Source organism: Comamonas sp. SY3, assembly GCF_041730275.1.
Classification (GTDB): Bacteria; Pseudomonadota; Gammaproteobacteria; order Burkholderiales; family Burkholderiaceae_C; genus Comamonas; species Comamonas sediminis.
On record NZ_JBGTYN010000002.1, the window covers coordinates 260,810 to 278,597 of the forward strand.

Genomic DNA, 17,788 nt, shown 5'->3' on the forward strand with positions numbered 1-17,788 from the left:
GTCTTTGATTTTTGCCTGAGTTGAGCCATGACCACCATCCGCACCCTGATTGATGACAGCGCAGCTGCCCTGCGCACTGCTGGCGTGCATTTTGGCCATGGCACCACCAATGCGGAAGACGAGGCCAGCTGGCTGGTGCTCTGGTCGCTGGGCCTGCCGGTGGACATCGACACCAGCCCGGATGGCGCCGGCTCGGTCGCGAACCAAGCGGTCAGCGATGAACAGCGCGTCAAGCTCGAACAACTGGTGGCCGAGCGCATCCGCAGCCGCAAGCCCGCCGCCTACCTGACCCAGCAGGCCTGGCTGCAGGGCGTGCCCTTCTACATCGACGAGCGCTCGATCGTGCCGCGCAGCCTGATCGCCGAGCTGCTGGCCGATGGCAGCATTGACGACTGGCTGAGCGACAAGACCCGCCAGGTGCTGGACCTGTGCACCGGCAATGGCAGCCTGGCCTGCCTGGCGGCCATGGCCTACCCCGATGTGCAGGTCACCGGCGCCGACCTGTCGGCCGATGCGCTGGCCGTGGCCCGCATCAACGTGGACCAGCATGGCCTGCAGGAGCGTGTGCAGCTGGTGCAGTCGGACGGCATGGCCAACGCACGCGGCCCCTGGGATCTGATCCTCTGCAACCCGCCCTATGTCAATGCCCAGAGCATGGCCAGCCTGCCGCTGGAATACCAAGCCGAACCCGTGCTGGCGCTGGCCGGTGGCGAGGATGGCATGGACTTTGTGCGCGGCCTGATTCTGGAGCTGCCCCAGCGCCTGAGCGAAGACGGTGTGCTGGTGCTCGAGATCGGCAACGAGCGTGCTTTTTTCGAGGCCGCCTTTCCCGGCCTGCCGGTGTTCTGGATGGACACCAGCGCCGGCGACGACCAGGTGCTGCTGCTGACCCGCGAGGCGCTGATGCACTGGTCGCAGGAGCAACCCACCCAGCTTTAAGAACCTGTTCTAAGCGAACCCTGTTCTGGCTCAGTAAGCCAGCATTCGGCAGGCCAGCCGGCTGATAGGCCGGTGCAGGCACGATTCCAGCTTGGGCGGCAGCAGCATGGGCTTGAGCAGCATCTGCACCGCCAGCTGGGCCGGCAGGCCGGTGCTGATCAGGTGGTAGATGCGCTGGGCCACCGCATCGAAGCTGCGCTGCCGGTCGCTGAACAGCTGGCCCTTGTTGGCATACACATGGCGCAGCGCAACATCCGAGTCGCTCTCGCGCAATTCCTTCAGACGGCTGTACAGCGCCTGGGCAATGCGCAACCGGCCTACCGGCTCTTGGGCCTGCAGGCTTTTGAAGTAGGCCAGGAAATGCTTGAAGTGCCCGACCTCGTCATTGCGGATATGGCCCAGCAGCCCCGTGAGCACCGGCTCGTTGCTGAGCGAGCGCAGGGTATGGTAGTAGGCGGTGGTGCCGGTCTCCACCACGCAGCGTGCCACCATCTCCAGGCGCGGATCCTCCAGCAGCGCTTCCTGCGTGCACAGCAGTGAATACTCGGCAAAAAAGCTGTCATAGGCTTTTTGCCAGTCAAAACTGGGCCACACGGTCTCCACATAGCGCCGCAGCGATTCGCCATGCTGCAGTTCCTCATGCTCCCAGCGGTCTTCCAGCCAGTGCTGGATGTCCGGGTAGCGGGCGTAGTGCGCGCCGAGGTTGGCCGCATAGGTGTCCGAGCCGGTCTCGACAAAGGAGGCGCTCATCAGCAGGTAGAACATGTCCTCGTCCTGCGCGACCGCAGCATGGTCGATATGCGCATAGTCAATGTCGGCCAGCCGCCAGTGGTGCCGGGCGGAAACCGCCTCTCCTGCATCCTGGTGGCCATCGGCGGACCGTCCATGTATTTCAGAGGCTGTCGTCATAGCACTGTCCTTGTGATTGCCATCGCTGAAATATGGCGTTTGCACATGGCAGTATGGCCCTGCTGCGGCCGCTTGGATAGCCTGAGCATGTGACTGATTCCTACTCCCATTTCCACTGACAACAGGTCGAGGCGGCGGCCTACACGCATTTTGCAAGCGCCAGCGCTAGGGCCGGCCCACCAACGGCTATGCCCTCCAAGCCCCTGGGCCAAGCCCAGGGCGGCGATAATCGGAGCCATTCATGATTACGCTGAAAAATATCACCCTGCGCCGCGGCACCAAAGTGCTGCTTGACGGCGTCACCACCACCATCAACCCGGGCGAATCGGTGGGCCTGGTCGGCCGCAACGGCGCCGGTAAGTCCACGTTGTTTGCGCTGCTCAACGGCTCGCTGACGGAAGACGGTGGCGATTTCCACATCCCCGCCCAGTGGCGCATGGGCCAGGTGGCCCAGCACATGCCCGAAACCGATGAATCAGCCACCCAGTTCGTGCTGGAAGGCGACACCCGTCTGGTGGAAGTGCAGGCCCAGCTGGAGGCCGCTGAAGCATCGGGCGACGGCATGGCGCTTGCCCAGGCCTATGCCGACCTGGCCGATGCCGGTGCCCACGATGCCGTGCCCCGCGCACAGGCGCTGATCCTGGGCCTGGGCTTCAAGGTGCAGGAGCTGGAACACCCGGTCAACAGCTTCTCGGGCGGGTGGCGCATGCGCCTGCAGCTGGCCCGCGCGCTGATGTGCCCCAGCGATCTGCTGCTGCTCGACGAGCCGACCAACCACTTGGACCTGGACGCCCTCGTCTGGCTCGAAGCCTGGCTCAAGCGCTACCCCGGCACCCTGATCACCATCAGCCACGACCGCGAGTTTCTCGATGCGATCACCAATGTCACGTTGCAGATCCAGGGTGGACAGCTGACGCGCTACGGCGGCAACTACAGCCGCTTCGAAGAGCTGCGTGCCCAGCAACTGGAGCTGCAGCAGGCCAGCTTTGCCAAGCAGCAAGAGAAGATGGCGCATCTGCAGAAGTTCATTGACCGCTTCAAGGCCAAGGCCAGCAAGGCCAAGCAGGCGCAAAGCCGGGTCAAGCAGCTCGACCGCATGGAAAAGATTGCGCCGGTGCTGGCCGAGGCCGAGTTCACCTTCGAGTTCAAGGAACCGGCCAACCTGCCCAACCCGATGCTGGCCATCACCGATGCCGCCTTTGGCTACGAGGACGAGGACGGCAAGCAGACCACGATTCTGCAAGGTGTCAACCGCTCGGTGCTGGCGGGCCAGCGCATCGGTATTCTGGGCGCCAACGGCCAGGGTAAATCGACCCTGGTCAAGACCATTGCCCGCGAGATGAAGGCGCTGGCCGGCACGGTGACCGAGGGCAAGGGCCTCAACATCGGCTACTTTGCCCAGCAGGAGCTGGACGTGCTGCGCCCCAGCGAGAACCCGCTGGAGCACATGATCCGCCTGGCCAGGGAAATCGGCAGCGAAGGCAACAGCGCCCGCGAGCAGGACCTGCGCAACTTCCTGGGCACCTTCAATTTCAGCGGCGACATGGTCAAGCAAGCCGTGGGCAGTATGAGCGGTGGCGAAAAAGCCCGTCTGGTGCTGGCGATGATCGTCTGGCAGCGCCCCAACCTGCTGCTGCTCGATGAGCCAACCAACCACCTGGACCTGGCCACCCGTGAAGCGCTGGCGATGGCACTGAACGACTTTGACGGCACCGTCATGCTGGTCAGCCATGACCGCCATTTGCTGCGCGCCGTCTGCGAAGACTTTTGGATGGTCGGCCGGGGCCAGGTCGGCCCCTTCGATGGCGACCTGGACGACTACCAGCGCTACCTGCTGGACGAATCCAAGCGCCTGCGCGAAGAGGCCCGCCAGGCCGATATGCAATCGCGCAGCAAGGATGCAGCACCCGCACCCCAGGCTGCGCCTGTCGCTGCACCGGTGGCAGTAGCACCCGCGCCCGCCCCCGCGCCTGCCCCCGCCAAGGCCGAGCCCGTGGGCGACCCCAAGGAAGCGCGCCGCCTCGCTGCATTGGCCCGCCAGCAACTGGCCGACAAGACCAAGCCCTTCAAGAAAGAGCTGGAACAGATCGACAAGAAGCTGCCCCAGCTCAACACCCAGCGCGATGCGCTGGAGACCAAGCTGGCAACCCCCGGTCTGTCGGGCGCGGACATCGTCGACGCCGGCAAGCAGCTGAGCGCCGTCAATGGCGAGATCGAGCAGCTCGAAGAGCGCTGGCTGGAACTGTCCGAGCAGATCGAGGCGATCAGCCAGGAGCTGAACGCGACCGCGTAAAGGGCGTTAAGACACCATGCAACGCATCATCCGCAGCCAGGACTTCACTGCCGAACGCCCCTGGGGCGCCCAGGACATTGCCCAGATGGACGGCACCAGCGTCCGTTTGCACTGGACGGACCAGCCCTACATCTGGCATGTCAACGACGGCGAGGAAGTCTTTGCGGTGATGCAGGGCCAGGTGGTGATGCACTGGCGCGAGGCCGGCGAAGCAAAGCAAGCGCTTTTGCAGGCCGGCGATATCTTCCACGCCGGTGTGGGCTGCGAGCATGTGGCCCACCCGCAGGGCGAGGCACGCATCTTGGTAATTGAAAAGGCGGGCAGCGTGTAGCCTGCACCCTACGTCAGGCTTGGCAGCGCAGACTGCATCCGCCTACACTGCCAGGCCCGGCACTGCCCCTCCAAACCATGCATGAAGACCCACCCCGCGACAGCAGCGAGCGCAACGTACGCCTCTTTTTTGGTAGCCTGCTGGGCTTGTTCATTGCCGCTGTCATCGGTTTTCATGCCGAACCCAGCTGGACGGCATGGGCCTTGCTCTGCGTCATCTGCGCAGCGGTTTGCGCCTGGCTTGCGCTCCACTATGGCGATGGTTTCTGGCACAGGGCCCTGCAGCTGATGCGCTGGTGGTAGCGCATTCCTCCACTGCGCAGACGGGCCGCCTGCGCGCCAGTCACTGCTCCTTTTCCTGCAACAGGCGCCACATCACCTTGCCGCTGCCACTCTTGGGCAGCTGGTCCACCAGTTGCACCAGGCGCGGCGCCTTGTACACCGCCATGTGTTCGCGGCACCAGTCGATGATGTCCTGTGCACTGACCATGCCCTGCTGCTCTGGCCGCAATACCACGACGGCCTTGACGGTCTCGCCCCGGTAGTCATCGCGGGCGGAGATCACGCAGGCCTCCAGGATCGCCGGGTGGCGGTACATGAGGCTCTCGACCTCGGCCGGCCAGACCTTGTAGCCGCTGGCGTTGATCATGCGCTTCAAGCGATCGGTCAGGAAGAAATAGCCATCGGCATCGCGGTAACCCAGGTCACCGGTGCGGAAAAAGCGCTGACCCGCCACCTCGACAAAGCTGGCGGCCGTGGCCGCAGGCTGCTTCCAGTAGCCCTGCAGCACCTGCGGGCCCTGCACCACAATCTCTCCCACCTCGCCGTCGGCCATCGGCTGCCCGGTGTCAGGGTCGATCACCAATGAATGCATGCCGATATGCGGCAGCCCCAGGCACTGCTGCTTGGGGTGCTCATAGGGGTTGGCGTGGGAGGCACCACAGGTCTCGGTCATGCCATAGCCCTCGATATAGTCCAGGCCCCAAACCTCCTTGACCCTTTGCGCCACCGATTGCGGCATCGCCGCGCCTCCGCCGCCCATGTAGACCAGGCTGCGGGTATCCATCTGCGCCAGGTTCGGGCTGGCCAGCAGATCGACCACCATCGTCGGGATATTGGCCCAGTGCGTTACCCGGTAGCGCGCCATCAGTGCAGCCGCCAGTTGCCGGTCCCAGCGCGGCATGATCACCAAGGTGGCCCCGGCACAGACCAGCACATGCATGATGGAGACCATGCCGGTGATATGGAACATCGGCGCCACCACCAGATTCACGCTCTCGGTGCTTTGCCGGCCCCAGAGCACACCCGCCATCGCCGCATGCTGCACATGGCTGTGCGCATGGATGCAGCCCTTGGGCAGGCCTGTGGTACCGCTGGTATAGGGCAGGATGGCCATGTCGCCCGCCGCCACCGCGATCGCCGGTGGCTCGGCAGTGCATTGGACCGCATCCCGCCAGCGGCTGACGGTGGTCGCACCCAGCCGGTCCGCAGCTGGCAAAGGCGGGTTGCCCAGCAACCAGGGCACCCAGCCCCGTGGAAAATCCGGCTGCGCTGCGGCATCTGCGGGCATCGTATCTGACAGATGGCTGATGAGCATATGCACCAGCTGCTGCGCAGGTGGCAGACTGGCGCTGGCCTCGCACAGCGCAGGCGCCAGATCGGCGGTGGTGATGGCCACGCGTGCATCGGCGTCACTGATGTAGTGGGCCAGCTCTGCGGCGGTATTCATCGGGTTGACGGGCACCACCACCGCATTGGCACGCAGGATGGCGTAGTGCGCCAGCACCAGCTGCGGGCAGTTCTGCATCAGCAGGATCACCCGGTCACCCTTGCGCACGCCCTGCTGGTGCAAATGGGCGGCCAGGCGCTCGGTCTGCTCGCACATCTGGCCATAGCTGATGGACTGGTCAAAAAACACCAGTGCGGCATGGTCCGGATAGCGGCGGGCGTTGACGGCCAGGTTGTCCCAGACCGAGGTGGCCGGCACGGTCAACCGCCGGGGCACGCGCCCAGGCCAGTATGGGGAAGTGGAGGTCGGTGCAGGCAGGTCTGCAGCAGAGGTCATGGCGTGTTCCGAACAGTCTAAAAGCGAGGTTCAGGCCAGTATGCCCAGCGGCCGGGGCAGCACCCCGTCGCTTAGGGGACCAGCGGGGCCGGCGGCGGCTCCGCCTGCATCTGCACCCAATGCAACACCGCATGCCAGCGCCGGGCGGCGGCAGCCAGGCGCTGCTGGTCCGCACCTGGGGCGGCCTGGCGCCAGGCGATGTCGGCCATCACGGCGTCCTGCCACATCTGCGCTTGCTGCTCCACCTGGGCGTGCTGGAACTGGGCCAGCAAGGCCGCTGGCGACTCGCCCGGGGTGTAGACATAGGGGTTGATGCCATGGCGCCAGAAGCGCCACTGCAGATGCAGCGCCTGCCGGGTCACCGCGCGGCCCTGCAGCCGCTGCCAGTGGTGAAAAGCCTCATGGGCCAGCCATCCGGCCATCAGTGGCTCGTCAAGGCGCAGGCATTGCCGGGGGTCCGATCCGGTAAAGCAACTGGCCGGCATCGACACAAAGCCGCCATTGAACGACAGCGCCCGCCGCGTATCGCCGAGACGGCGCAGGTGCAGCCGCATGCGCGCCCAGCCCGGGTGCTGCGGCTGGCCAAAGTAGCGCGCCAGCAGCGCCCATTCCGCAGCGTTCAGCGGCCGGGACCAAAACAGTGCGCGCCGCAGCCGCTGGGCCCATGGCCTGGTTGCTTGCCTACTTATCAGGGGTTACCTCAGAAAACGGAAAATAATCCACACTAACAGATGATGGTCGCCCAGGCCGTTTGCGGTGCGGCATATAGCGCCGTTTTGCCCACTTTGAGTCGTGAGGCTGCCTCGCACGCATGCAATCCGTTGGCGATGTGCTCCTGCGCCCGCTGCAATTTCTCGGCGGTGACAACGGGCTTGCGTCCGCCTTTTCGCCCGCATGAAGCGATAGTGTCCATCCACACGTGGTGTGGTCACGGATCCGGTCGCGCTCAAACGGCTCCAGCTCCCAATTGTTTCAATCAGCTGGGGCAGCGAGTGTCCCAGCCAATCCAGCGGCCAAACGGCCAGCACGTCGCAGTCGTGCACAGATAGGTCAAAGCGGCCATCAGGCCGGAACGATCCGCTTTCGCTCCTGAAACGACCTCCCTACCGTCTTATTGCGACACTGCCCTTCTGAGGCCGGTTGGCTACTGTTCAGGGTTCTGTCTTGTCAAGCTCGGCGTCTTTTCGCGCACGAAGCAGGTTCTTGCCTATCGCGGCGCCGACGCTGCCAAGGCCGATGAGTGCTAGCCGCTCGCGGCGCATGACTGTTTCCTTTTTGTATTCGAGATCATCGAGTAGTGTGGGGTAAGTGTAGTTAAACGACCAGAAGTCGTTCTGACGCCGAAGGACGCGAGCATTGGCTCAAGCACCCTCAGCAAATGTTCTGGCGGTCTGCGGTACGCGCCGCATCCCGCATGGACCGCGGTGCGCACACAGGTCTGCTTGGGTTATCGGGCTGCCGGAAAGTGAATGTCCCGAGGTCCCTGGAACTGAAGAATATTGATGCATACCTCAGGGCCGACGCAACGGTCGCCATGGAGTTCGTTAGCCCTGATACGTACGTAGGCATCCTGCGCCGTCACTTCCGTTCGGCCGTTCCCATCGATGTGCGCCCAGCGACCCTGGATGGCAAAGCCCCAATAGTCGTTCGTGTGGGTGTGGGGCGGGATGGCCACGCCCGGCTGCAGGCGAAACGCCCACACTGCGGTGCCTTTGGCATCATCGCCCCACAACATGGCCATCTCCGCACCCTCGAGGCCGGCTGGTTGCCATTTGACCTGATCAAGTTTGAAGACGGGACTGCTTTGCGCTTGTGCAAAGCTGATGGTGGCCGCAAATGCAAGCGCGGCAGCAATAGTTTTGAGCATAGGGTGACTCCGGTTGGTGGATTAAAGATTTACTTCAGTTGGTGGTACAGGAACGCAGCGTTGGTGCCTCCTCCCAGCTAGACGGCTGCCCACACTACCAGTGGCAAAAATTACAATCTTCACTGTTTCCCTCCTAAGTTATCTATCCATAGATAGAATTGCAGCGACAAAAAAAGAACACCCATCCATTCAGGCTCGGCCCTGCCAAACTTACAAGGATTGGGATTCAAACCATTGAACAAGCAAGTCACCCGCAGCAGTCACTTGCGATGGATCTCCATGTACGCGCGCCGATAACAGCGCACCTTCAAGTAGCGAGAACGCGAGTTGCCCCAATAACATGGCACTTGGCAGGTCCCGTCCCGGTACCGCAGCCTGCGCTTGATGCGCCAACCATTGCTCAATCAAAGCAAAGAAGCCGCGTACCTCTTGGCGCAATGGCTCGCCCAAGGTTGCATAGTCGCTTGCAAGCATGCCTGCCAAGCACCATTGGTCTTGTTCGGCGGTGCTAGCAAAAAGTGCCACCAGACCACGCAATCGCACAGCCACACCGGTTCGGAGATCCAGACTGGTCAGCGCTTTGCGCATGGCCTCGCGGTACTCCTGCAAAAGCGCTTGGGCGAGGTCCTGCTTCGTGGGAAAGTAGTAGTGCACGCTCGACGACTTGATTCCCACCCGCTCTGCCAGATCACGATAGCTAAAGGCGTTGAAACCCCGCGTTTTGAGTAATTCGCTTGCAGCACCAAGTATCAAAGTACGGTTGTGGGCAGGCATGCGCATTTTTTAGATTTTATCTATCTATCAGTAGATGTCAATTGCATTGTACAAATACTGTATCTCGGGGGATACACACGCTCGCGGGTGCGACTTCGGACCCAACCCCACCATGGAACTGTGCCAGTTGCGCTACTCCGTACGCGTCGTTGAACGGGGCTCAATGAGCCGCAATGCGCTGGATCTGGAGGTGGTCCAGTAGGCCCGCGCCGTTCCACACCAAGGTGGTGAGCGTAGGTATGCACGATTCGACCTATGTGCTCGATGGCCTGCTTTACCACGCGTACGACCTACGCATCGATGAGCACGCGCCCATTGGGACGAAATCCTGTGGCTGGCCACCTCAATCAAGCTGGGTACGGTGACGGCCGTATTAATGCTGCGGAAGCTCGGCAGCTACCCGCGCCAGAATGGCGTGGCGGTAGACCGGCGCGAGTTGGGCCACAGCGAGCGCTGCAAAGCGTCGAGCTGCGCCGCCACGTGCATGCGGAACTGAACGAGGTCGAGGCGCGCCACGCGCTGGCCCGTTCCGTGTTCTTCAACCGCCTGTGCGAAACCCGCGACCGCAGTGTCGAGCAGCAGCGCTCCCGGGCCAGCGGCCTTAATCTGGTGACGGCGGCCATCGTGCTGTGGAACATGGTCTATCTGGAGCGGGCAGCACACAGACTGCGCAGCAACGGCCACACCGTCGATGACGGCCTGTTTCAGTACCTGGCTCCGCCCGGGTGGGGGCACATCACCGCACCGGCGATGACCTCTGGCGCACCGGCCCCAGGATTGGCGCGGGCAAGTTCAGGCCACTACAACCGCTGCAACCGCTGCAACCGGATTAGCGTGCTTTATTTTCCGTTTTCTGAGGCTCCCCCCATCAAGCAGCGCTCCATCCGAGGCGCTGATCTGCGTCCGAGCAGCCCGAACCTACAAGCAATTCTGCGCCCTGAGCCTGATGGTTAACACCGATCCTCGGCACCCCCAATAAATTGGATACTGAATACATAAATAAGAAAATATAGAGACTTTCTAGAATTTCTTTTTGACCTGATAGTAAATCTAGCTGTTTTCAGTCATCCGTTTGCATTTTCTGTATACAAGGAGTGGAAATGAAGTTCATGTTTCGCCGCCGCGCGGCCCTCGCCGCCTCGTTGCTGGCAGCGCTGCTGCCGCTGTCCCAGGCCCAGGCGCAGGCAACGCACAAGATCCGTTACGAAGAGGTGGTGCGCTCCGTGCTCTATGTTCCCATGTATGTGGGTATCCAGAAAGGCATGTTCAAGGAGGCCGGCATCGAGATGAGCATGAAAACCTCCCAGGGCACCGACAAGGGCATGGCCGCCCTGCTCTCGGGCAGCGCCGATATTGTGCTGATAGGACCCGAGGCCTCAATCTATGTCGCCAACAGCGAGTCGCCCGTCAAACCCATTGTTTTTGCCGGGCTGACCGCCACCGACGGCTTCTTGCTGATGGGCCGCAAGCCCGAGCCCAACTTTGACTGGAAGCAGCTCCAGGGCAGCAAGATCATGTCCTTCCGTCCAGGCTCCAACCCCGATATCTTTCTGGAAGCGGCATTGCGCAAGAAGGGGCTGGATCCCAAGAAGGATGTCAAGCTCGTGAGCAACATCGGCCCGGCCGCCCGCACTGGTGCCTGGCTGGCCGGCCAAAACGACTATGCGACCTTCCTGGAGCCGGAGGCCAGCAGCCTGGAGAAGCAAGGCAAGGCCTTTCCGCTGGGGTCGGTGGGCAAGGAAGCCGGCATGGTCGACTACACCGTGTTCACCACCACCGATGCCTACCTGAAGAAAAACCGTGCCGCCGTGCAGGCCTGGACCCAGGCGGTGGCCAAGGCCCAGCAGTACACGGCGGCCGCTCCAGCAGGCGAGCTGGCGGACCTGGTGGCTGAGTACTTCACCGGCGTGAACAAGGCTGAACTGGTCAGTGCGATCGAGCGTTACCAGCAACTGCAGTTGTGGAAGAAAACCCCGATGGTCGAGAAGCAGGCGATGGACCAGCTGCAAGAGATGCTGGTGCAAGGCGGTGTGCTGGAGGCGAGCAAGAAAGTCGACTACGCGCGTTTTGTGGACATGGGCCTGGTGCAGAGCCTGGCCCAAAAATAAGGAACTGCGATGAACCACCCCTACCGTATCCATGTCGACAACGTCTCGTTGCGCTACTTCACGCCCCAGGGCGAAACCCAGGCGCTGCAGAACATCAACCTCTCGGTCAAGGCCGGGGAATTCATCAGCCTGATCGGCCAGTCCGGCTGCGGCAAGAGCACCTTGCTGTCGATCCTGGCGGGCATCCTGCCGCCGTCCAGCGGCTCGGTGCTGGTGGACGGTCAGACCATCATCGGCCCCAACCCGCGCATCGGCTACATGCTGCAGCAGGACTACCTGTTCGAATGGCGCACCATTCTGGAGAACACCTTGCTGGGCGCCCAGATCCAGAACAAGGACCTGGCCGCCGCCGAAAAGCGCGCCACGCAACTGCTGCACAAATGCGGCATGGGCGACTACCTGCACCACTACCCGCGCCAGCTCTCGGGCGGCATGCGCCAGCGGGTGGCGCTGGCCCGCACCCTGGTCACCAACCCGGATGTGGTGTTGCTCGACGAACCGTTCTCCGCGCTCGACTCGCAAACCCGATTGTCGATTGCCGATGAGGTGGTCGATGTGCTGCGCGACGAAGGCAAGTCGGTGATCCTGGTGACACACGACATTGGCGAGGCCATTGCGATGACCGACCGTGTCATCGTGCTCTCGCGCCGGCCCGGGCGCATCAAATCGGTACACCACATGGATTTCCCCTCGCAGGGAGGCAAACGGCCCACGCCCTTCGAGGCCCGGGGCTGCCCGGAATTCAACGACTACTTCAATGTGCTGTGGGACGAGATCGACGCCCACGTGGAAGGATAAGCATGAGCACCGTCATGAACACCACCAACACGGCGGCCCCGGCCCAGGCCGACACCCGCAGCCCCGAATACCGCCAGTGGCTGGCCCAGATCCAGCGCCGCAAGCGCCTGGTGGCGCTGAGCCGCGCCGGCCTGTTGCTGGCATTCCTGCTGATTTGGGAGGTACTGGCGCGCAGCCACATCCTCAACCCCATGCTCACCAGCTACCCGTCTGCGGTACTGCCCACCCTGGTCGATCTGGCCCGCAGCGGCGACCTGCTGGGCCACACCTGGGTCACTTTCAAGGCCACGGTAATCGGCTTCGCAATCAGCATGCTGCTGGGCATCGGCATGGCCGCCCTGCTGTGGTGGAGCAGCTTTGTCAAAAAGGTGCTGGATCCCTTCCTCGTGATCGCCAATGCCATGCCCAAGATTGCCTTTGTCCCGATCTTCTACATCTGGCTGGGCTCGGAATATTCGGTCTACGGCATGGCGGTCGCCATCTCGCTGTTCATCACCATCATGGTGGTCTATGAAGGCTTTCAGGCCATCGACCCCAATAAGATCAAGCTGGCCACCACGTTGGGCGCGAGCAAGTTCCAGGTCATGAAGTATGTGGTCTTCCCGGGCAGCGTGCCGGCAGTGATCGCCGCGATCAAGATGAACATCGGCCTGTCGCTGATCGGCGTCATCGTCGGCGAGTTCCAGTCCTCCAGCGCCGGGCTGGGCTTTCTGATCGTCAATGGCAGCCAGGTGTTCAAGCTCAATGTGGTGATGGCCTCGATCGTCGTGCTGGCGCTGCTGTCAGCGGTGATGTACATGGCGGTCACCCGGCTGGAGAAAAGCGTGCAGCACCGCTACGCCTGAGCGCTGATCATGATCCCCCATTTCAAGAAACGACCACCCCATGCAGTTTGAACCCTGGATTGAAGAACGCGTGCTGGCCCGCCAGGGGGTGCTCCACCCCTATGACCAGTTCGATGCCGCGACCACGGCCTTTGTCATCGTGGATCTGCAGAACTACTATACCCAGCCCGGTTTTCAGGGCGAATGCGCACCGGCCCGCGCCATCTTTGGCCAGGTCAACCAGCTGGCTGCGGCGCTGCGCGCCAAGGGCGGCACCGTCGTGTGGATCAAGACCAGTGCCGACGGCGCCGACCAGTTCTGGTCCCACCACCACCGTCATATGCTGACGCCCGAGCGCAGTGCGCGACGGCTGCTGGAGCTGGGCAGTGGCCATGCCGGCTTTGCGATGCCGCCAGCGCTGGAGGTATTGCCGGGCGATCTCACCGTCGTCAAGCGCTGCTACAGCGCCCTCGCCCCCGGCGCCTCGGACCTGGACGCCGTCCTCAAGGCACGGGGCGTGCGCACGGTGCTGATCGGCGGCACTGTCACCAATGTCTGCTGCGAATCCACCGCGCGCGACGCGATGATGCTGGACTACGCCACCGTGATGGTTGACGACGCGCTGGCCGCTGTTACGCCCCATGAGCATGTCAACAGTTTGAACAACTGGATGCTGTTCTTTGGCGATGTTCTGACGGTGGACGAGGTGGTCACCCGCCTGGTTTGACCCCAAAAAACCCGGCCATGGTGCGCCACGCAGCATGGCCGGTGTCGCTGCATCCTTACTGCTGCAGCTGCTGCCAGACCTTGTCCAGCCGCTTGCTGCTGACCGGGTACGGCGTGCGCAGCTCCTGCGCAAAAAAGCTCACCCGCAGCTCTTCCAGCATCCAGCGGTACTCCTGCATGCGCGCATCCACCTGGCCCTTGCGCTCTGCTACCAGGCGCCAGTAGCGCTGCTCCAGCGGCTGCAGCTCCTTGAGCTTGGCGGCATCACGTGCCGGGTCGGCCCTGTACTTGTCCAGGCGCGCGGTGATCGCCTTGAGGTAGCGGGCATAGTGGCCCAGTTGGGCCCAGGGCGCGATGGCGATGAAGTTCTTGGGCACCAGCTTTTGCAGCTGCTGCTGGGCATCCGCCGTGGCTTCGGGGGCGTTCTTGGTATCCTTGATCTTGCGCACGGCGGCCATGTACTCCTGCAGCACGCCGGCGGCCATGCGCGCCACCTCGTTGGCGATCAGGGTCAGACGCCCGCGCCCCTCCTGCACCCGCTGCTTGAACTGCTCGGCATCGGCGGGCAGCGGCTCTTGCAGAAACGCGCGGTCAATCGCCACATTGATGATCTGCTCGCGCAACTCCTCCTGCGTGCCCAGCGGCATATAGCCCACAGCCATCTTCTGCAGATCGGGGATGTTCTTCTCCAGGTACTTGAGCGCATCGCGGATCTGCAGCGCAAACAGGCGGCGCAGGCCCAGCGCATGGCGGCTGGCTGCCACCTCGGGCTCGTCGAACACCTCGATGCCGACACCGGTGCCGTGGTCGATCAACGCAGGGAAGCCAATCAGCGTCTGGTTGCCCTTCTTGATCTCCATCAGCTCGGGCAAGGCGCCAAAGCTCCAATCGGTCCAGAGCTTGTCGGCCGCATGTACGGGCCCCGACGGCTTGGCCTGGGCTGCACCACTGCTGGGCGCCGGGGCCGCCTTGCCACCCTGCTTCGCAGCGGCGGCTGGGGCTTGCGCCGGTGCCGGCGCGGCCGCGCCATCGGCCTGCGGCGCGATCTTGAGCTCGGCCAGCGCCTGGAAGGCGCCGCGCGCCTTGGCGCCCCACTGGGCCTTCAAGGCACCCAGGTTGCGGCCCTGGCCCAGCTGGCGGCCATGCTCGTCGCTGATGCGGAAGTTCATGAACAGGTGGGGGCTGAGCATGTCCAGCTTGAAATCAGCGCGCTTGATGTCCAGCGAGGTCTCATCGCGCGCCTGCTTGAGCAGCACCTCGACCAGGCTGCCGGCACCAAAGCGCTCGGCGCTGCCCAGCAGCTCGGCCAGGCGCTGGGCGTTTTCGGCCAGCGGCACAAAGCGGCTGCGCGGGCGCTGGGGCAGGCTTTTGAGCAGGGCCTGGATCTTGTCCTTGAGCATGCCCGGCACCAGCCATTCGGCACGCTCCTCGCTGACCTGGTTGAGCACGAACAGCGGCACCGTCACGGTCACGCCATCGCGCGGATCGCCGGGCTGGTGCAGGTAGCTGGCCGTGCAATCGACCCCGCCCATCTTGATGGTCTTGGGGAAGGCGGCCGTGGTGATGCCGGCGGCCTCATGGCGCATCAGCTCGTCGCGCGACAGGCGCAGCAGATCGGGGTTGCGCGCGCTCTCGTCCTTGACCCAGCGCTCCAGCGCCCGGCCGGTGCAGATGTCTTGCGGAATCTGCTGGTCGTAGAACGCATAGATGAGTGCATCGTCGACCAACACGTCCTGGCGGCGGCTCTTGTGCTCCAGCTCCTCGACCTTGGCAATCAGCTTCTGGTTGGCCTGCAAAAATGGCAGGCGTGTCTCCCAGTCGCCCTCGACCAACGCCTGGCGGATGAAGATGTCGCGCGCGCCTTGCGGGTCGATCTTGCCGTAGCTGATGCGGCGCTGGCTGTAGACCACCAGGCCATACAAGGTGGCCCGCTCATAGGCGGCCACCTCGCCCTGCTTTTTCTCCCAATGCGGGTCCAGCAACTGCTTGCGCAGCAGGTGCGCGCCTACCTGCTCCAGCCACTGGGGCTCGATGGCGGCAATGCCACGCCCGTAGAGGCGCGAGGTCTCGACCAGCTCGGCCGCCACAATCCAGCGGCCCGGTTTCTTGGACAGATGCGCGCCGGGGTGCGGATGGAAGCGGATGCCACGCGCGCCCAGGTAGCCATCGCCCTCCTCGGTCTTGAAGCCGATATTGCCCAGCAGGCCCGAGAGCATGGACAGATGCACGGCCTCATAGCCGGCAGCCTCCTCGTTCATCGGCCAGCGCTGCTCCTTGACCACCGTCAGCAGCTGCGAATGGATGTCGCGCCACTCGCGCACCCGGCGGATGTTGATGAAGTTCTGGCGCAGCAGCTGCTCCCACTGCCGGTTGCTCAGCTTGTGGCTGGCCTCGTCGGCGACGCTGTCCTGCGGCGTGAAGGCGGCCAGCGGCGCGGCCGACTCCAGCGCTGCGGTCGCACCGGTGCTGCGCTGGGCCACCGGCAAAAAGGCGGCATTGCGCCCCATTGCCTGGCCCTTGGCCGGGGCCGATTGCTGGGCCATGTCCTTGCGGCTCTTGGCCACCACCTTGCCGCCGCGCGCATCCTGCAGCCATTTCCACAGCCGCAGGTAGCCACTGAACTCGCTCTTCTCGTCGTCGAACTTGGCATGCTGCTGGTCGGCCTGCTGCTGGGCTTCCAGCGGGCGGTCGCGCACATCCTGCACACTCAGCGCCGAGGCAATCACCAGCACCTCGGCCAGTGCGCCGCGCTCGCGCGCCTCGACAATCATCCGGGCCACGCGCGGGTCCAGCGGCAGGCGCGACAAGGCCTGGCCCATCGGCAGCAGCTCGCCCTGCTCATCGACCGCACCGAGCTCGGCCAGCAGCTGGTAGCCATCGGCAATCGCGCGGCCGGACGGCGCTTCCAGGAACGGGAAGTTCACCACATCGCCCAGGCGCAAGGCCTTCATGCGCAGGATGACGCCGGCCAAGGACGAGCGCAGGATTTCCGGATCGGTGAAGGGGCTGCGCGACTGGAAATCGGCCTCGTCATAGAGACGGATGCAGATACCGTTGGCCACGCGGCCGCAACGGCCGGCGCGCTGGTTGGCCGCTGCCTGGCTGACCGGCTCGACCAGCAACTGCTCGACCTTGCTGCGGAAGGAATAGCGCTTGACCCGGGCAGTGCCGGCATCGATCACATAGCGGATGCCGGGCACGGTGAGCGAGGTTTCGGCCACGTTGGTGGCCAGCACGATGCGCCGGCCGGTATGGCCTTCAAAGATGCGGTCCTGCTCGGCCTGCGACAGGCGCGAAAACAGCGGCAGCACCTCGGCATTGCGCAGTACCGGCGAATGCTGCAGGTGCTTGCGCAGGTGGTCAGCGGCCTCGCGGATCTCGCGCTCGCCCGGCAGAAAAATCAGAATGTCGCCGCCGGCCCCACCGCTCCACAGCTCGTCGACGCCATCGGCAATCGCATCGTTGAGGTCATAGTCCTTCGCATCCTCAAAGGGGCGGTAGCGCATCTCCACCGGAAAGGTGCGGCCCGAAACCATGATCACCGGCGCCGGGCCCTGCGGGCCGGCAAAGTGCTTGGCAAAGCGGTCGGCATCGATGGTGGCCGAGGTCACCACCACTTTCAGGTCCGGGCGCTTTGGCAGGATCTGGCGCAGATAGCCCAGCAGAAAGTCGATGTTGAGGCTGCGCTCATGGGCCTCGTCAATGATCAAGGTGTCGTAGGCCTTGAGCAGCGGGTCGGTCTGGGTCTCGGCCAGCAAGATACCGTCGGTCATCAGCTTGACCGAGGCGTCCTTGGACAAACGGTCCTGGAAACGCACCTTGTAGCCCACCACATCGCCCAGCGGGGTCTGCAGCTCTTCGGCAATGCGCTTGGCCACGCTGCTGGCCGCAATACGCCGGGGCTGGGTGTGGCCGATAAGGTGGCCGCGCACCTCCCCCTTGTCATTGGGGGTGGCATTGATCTTGCCTCGGCCCAGGGCCAGCGCAATCTTGGGCAGCTGGGTGGTTTTGCCCGATCCGGTCTCGCCGCAGACGATGATGACCTGGTGGCGGTCCATGGCCTCCATGATTTCATCACGGCGGGCGGAAACTGGCAGGGATTCGGGAAACGTAATCTTGAGCGACATAGGGGCAGCATTATCCCCGCAGCAGGCC

At 63.6% G+C, this 17,788-nt stretch carries 13 protein-coding genes and 2 pseudogenes; 8 read left to right on the forward strand and 7 right to left on the reverse strand.

Annotated features, from left to right (window positions below):
- The first annotated feature begins 27 nt into the window (after positions 1-27).
- The gene (gene prmB / locus ACCQ08_RS04225) at positions 28-939 is read left to right on the forward strand and encodes a 50S ribosomal protein L3 N(5)-glutamine methyltransferase (RefSeq protein ID WP_373448987.1); all 912 of its coding nucleotides are present in this window, start codon (positions 28-30) and stop codon (positions 937-939) included.
- A gap of 30 nt (positions 940-969) precedes the next feature.
- On the opposite strand, the gene ACCQ08_RS04230 is transcribed toward prmB, so the two are convergent.
- Positions 970-1,848, reverse strand: a complete 879-nt coding sequence (locus ACCQ08_RS04230) for a ferritin-like domain-containing protein (protein ID WP_373448988.1) — start codon at positions 1,846-1,848, stop codon at positions 970-972.
- A 241-nt stretch (positions 1,849-2,089) separates the two neighbouring features.
- Here ACCQ08_RS04230 and ACCQ08_RS04235 point away from each other — a divergent pair, with 241 nt between their 5' ends.
- Both ACCQ08_RS04235 and ACCQ08_RS04240 read left to right on the forward strand, forming a co-directional pair.
- Positions 2,090-4,141: an ABC-F family ATP-binding cassette domain-containing protein gene (locus ACCQ08_RS04235; RefSeq protein WP_373448989.1), complete on the forward strand. Its 2,052-nt coding sequence runs from the start codon at positions 2,090-2,092 to the stop codon at positions 4,139-4,141.
- A 16-nt stretch (positions 4,142-4,157) separates the two neighbouring features.
- Complete coding sequence (locus ACCQ08_RS04240; protein WP_239812171.1) at positions 4,158-4,472, forward strand: cupin; 315 nt, start codon at positions 4,158-4,160, stop codon at positions 4,470-4,472.
- Between the two features lie 342 nt (positions 4,473-4,814).
- On the opposite strand, the gene ACCQ08_RS04245 is transcribed toward ACCQ08_RS04240, so the two are convergent.
- The 5 genes and pseudogenes from ACCQ08_RS04245 to ACCQ08_RS04265 all read right to left on the reverse strand — a co-directional run bounded on the left by ACCQ08_RS04245 (position 4,815) and on the right by ACCQ08_RS04265 (position 9,177).
- A complete protein-coding gene (locus tag ACCQ08_RS04245; protein ID WP_373448990.1) occupies positions 4,815-6,536 on the reverse strand; it encodes a long-chain-fatty-acid--CoA ligase in 1,722 nt (573 codons plus the stop codon).
- 71 nt (positions 6,537-6,607) lie between these two features.
- Entirely contained in the window at positions 6,608-7,090 is a 483-nt protein-coding gene (locus ACCQ08_RS04250; protein ID WP_373448991.1) for a hypothetical protein, read from the reverse strand.
- A gap of 170 nt (positions 7,091-7,260) precedes the next feature.
- Positions 7,261-7,638, reverse strand: a pseudogene (locus ACCQ08_RS04255) (recombinase family protein); the annotation flags it as partial.
- A 345-nt stretch (positions 7,639-7,983) separates the two neighbouring features.
- Complete coding sequence (locus ACCQ08_RS04260; protein WP_373448992.1) at positions 7,984-8,403, reverse strand: cupin domain-containing protein; 420 nt, start codon at positions 8,401-8,403, stop codon at positions 7,984-7,986.
- Between the two features lie 210 nt (positions 8,404-8,613).
- Positions 8,614-9,177, reverse strand: a complete 564-nt coding sequence (locus ACCQ08_RS04265; protein WP_373448993.1) for a TetR/AcrR family transcriptional regulator — start codon at positions 9,175-9,177, stop codon at positions 8,614-8,616.
- A 194-nt stretch (positions 9,178-9,371) separates the two neighbouring features.
- Here ACCQ08_RS04265 and ACCQ08_RS04270 point away from each other — a divergent pair.
- From ACCQ08_RS04270 to ACCQ08_RS04290, 5 genes and pseudogenes are all read left to right on the forward strand, one after another.
- Positions 9,372-10,010, forward strand: a pseudogene (locus ACCQ08_RS04270) (Tn3 family transposase); the annotation flags it as partial.
- 267 nt (positions 10,011-10,277) lie between these two features.
- On the forward strand, positions 10,278-11,285 hold the full coding sequence (locus ACCQ08_RS04275) for an ABC transporter substrate-binding protein (protein WP_373448994.1): 1,008 nt from the start codon (positions 10,278-10,280) through the stop codon (positions 11,283-11,285).
- A gap of 9 nt (positions 11,286-11,294) precedes the next feature.
- Complete coding sequence (locus ACCQ08_RS04280) at positions 11,295-12,083, forward strand: ABC transporter ATP-binding protein (protein ID WP_312451375.1); 789 nt, start codon at positions 11,295-11,297, stop codon at positions 12,081-12,083.
- Between the two features lie 2 nt (positions 12,084-12,085).
- Positions 12,086-12,928, forward strand: a complete 843-nt coding sequence (locus tag ACCQ08_RS04285) for an ABC transporter permease (RefSeq protein ID WP_239812177.1) — start codon at positions 12,086-12,088, stop codon at positions 12,926-12,928.
- Between the two features lie 40 nt (positions 12,929-12,968).
- Complete coding sequence (locus ACCQ08_RS04290; RefSeq protein ID WP_373448995.1) at positions 12,969-13,634, forward strand: isochorismatase family protein; 666 nt, start codon at positions 12,969-12,971, stop codon at positions 13,632-13,634.
- Positions 13,635-13,689: 55 nt separating this feature from the next.
- Here the strand turns inward: ACCQ08_RS04290 and hrpA are convergent, their stop codons facing one another.
- Positions 13,690-17,760, reverse strand: coding sequence for an ATP-dependent RNA helicase HrpA (hrpA, locus tag ACCQ08_RS04295; protein ID WP_373448996.1), 4,071 nt, complete (start codon positions 17,758-17,760; stop codon positions 13,690-13,692).
- Positions 17,761-17,788 lie beyond the last annotated feature (28 nt).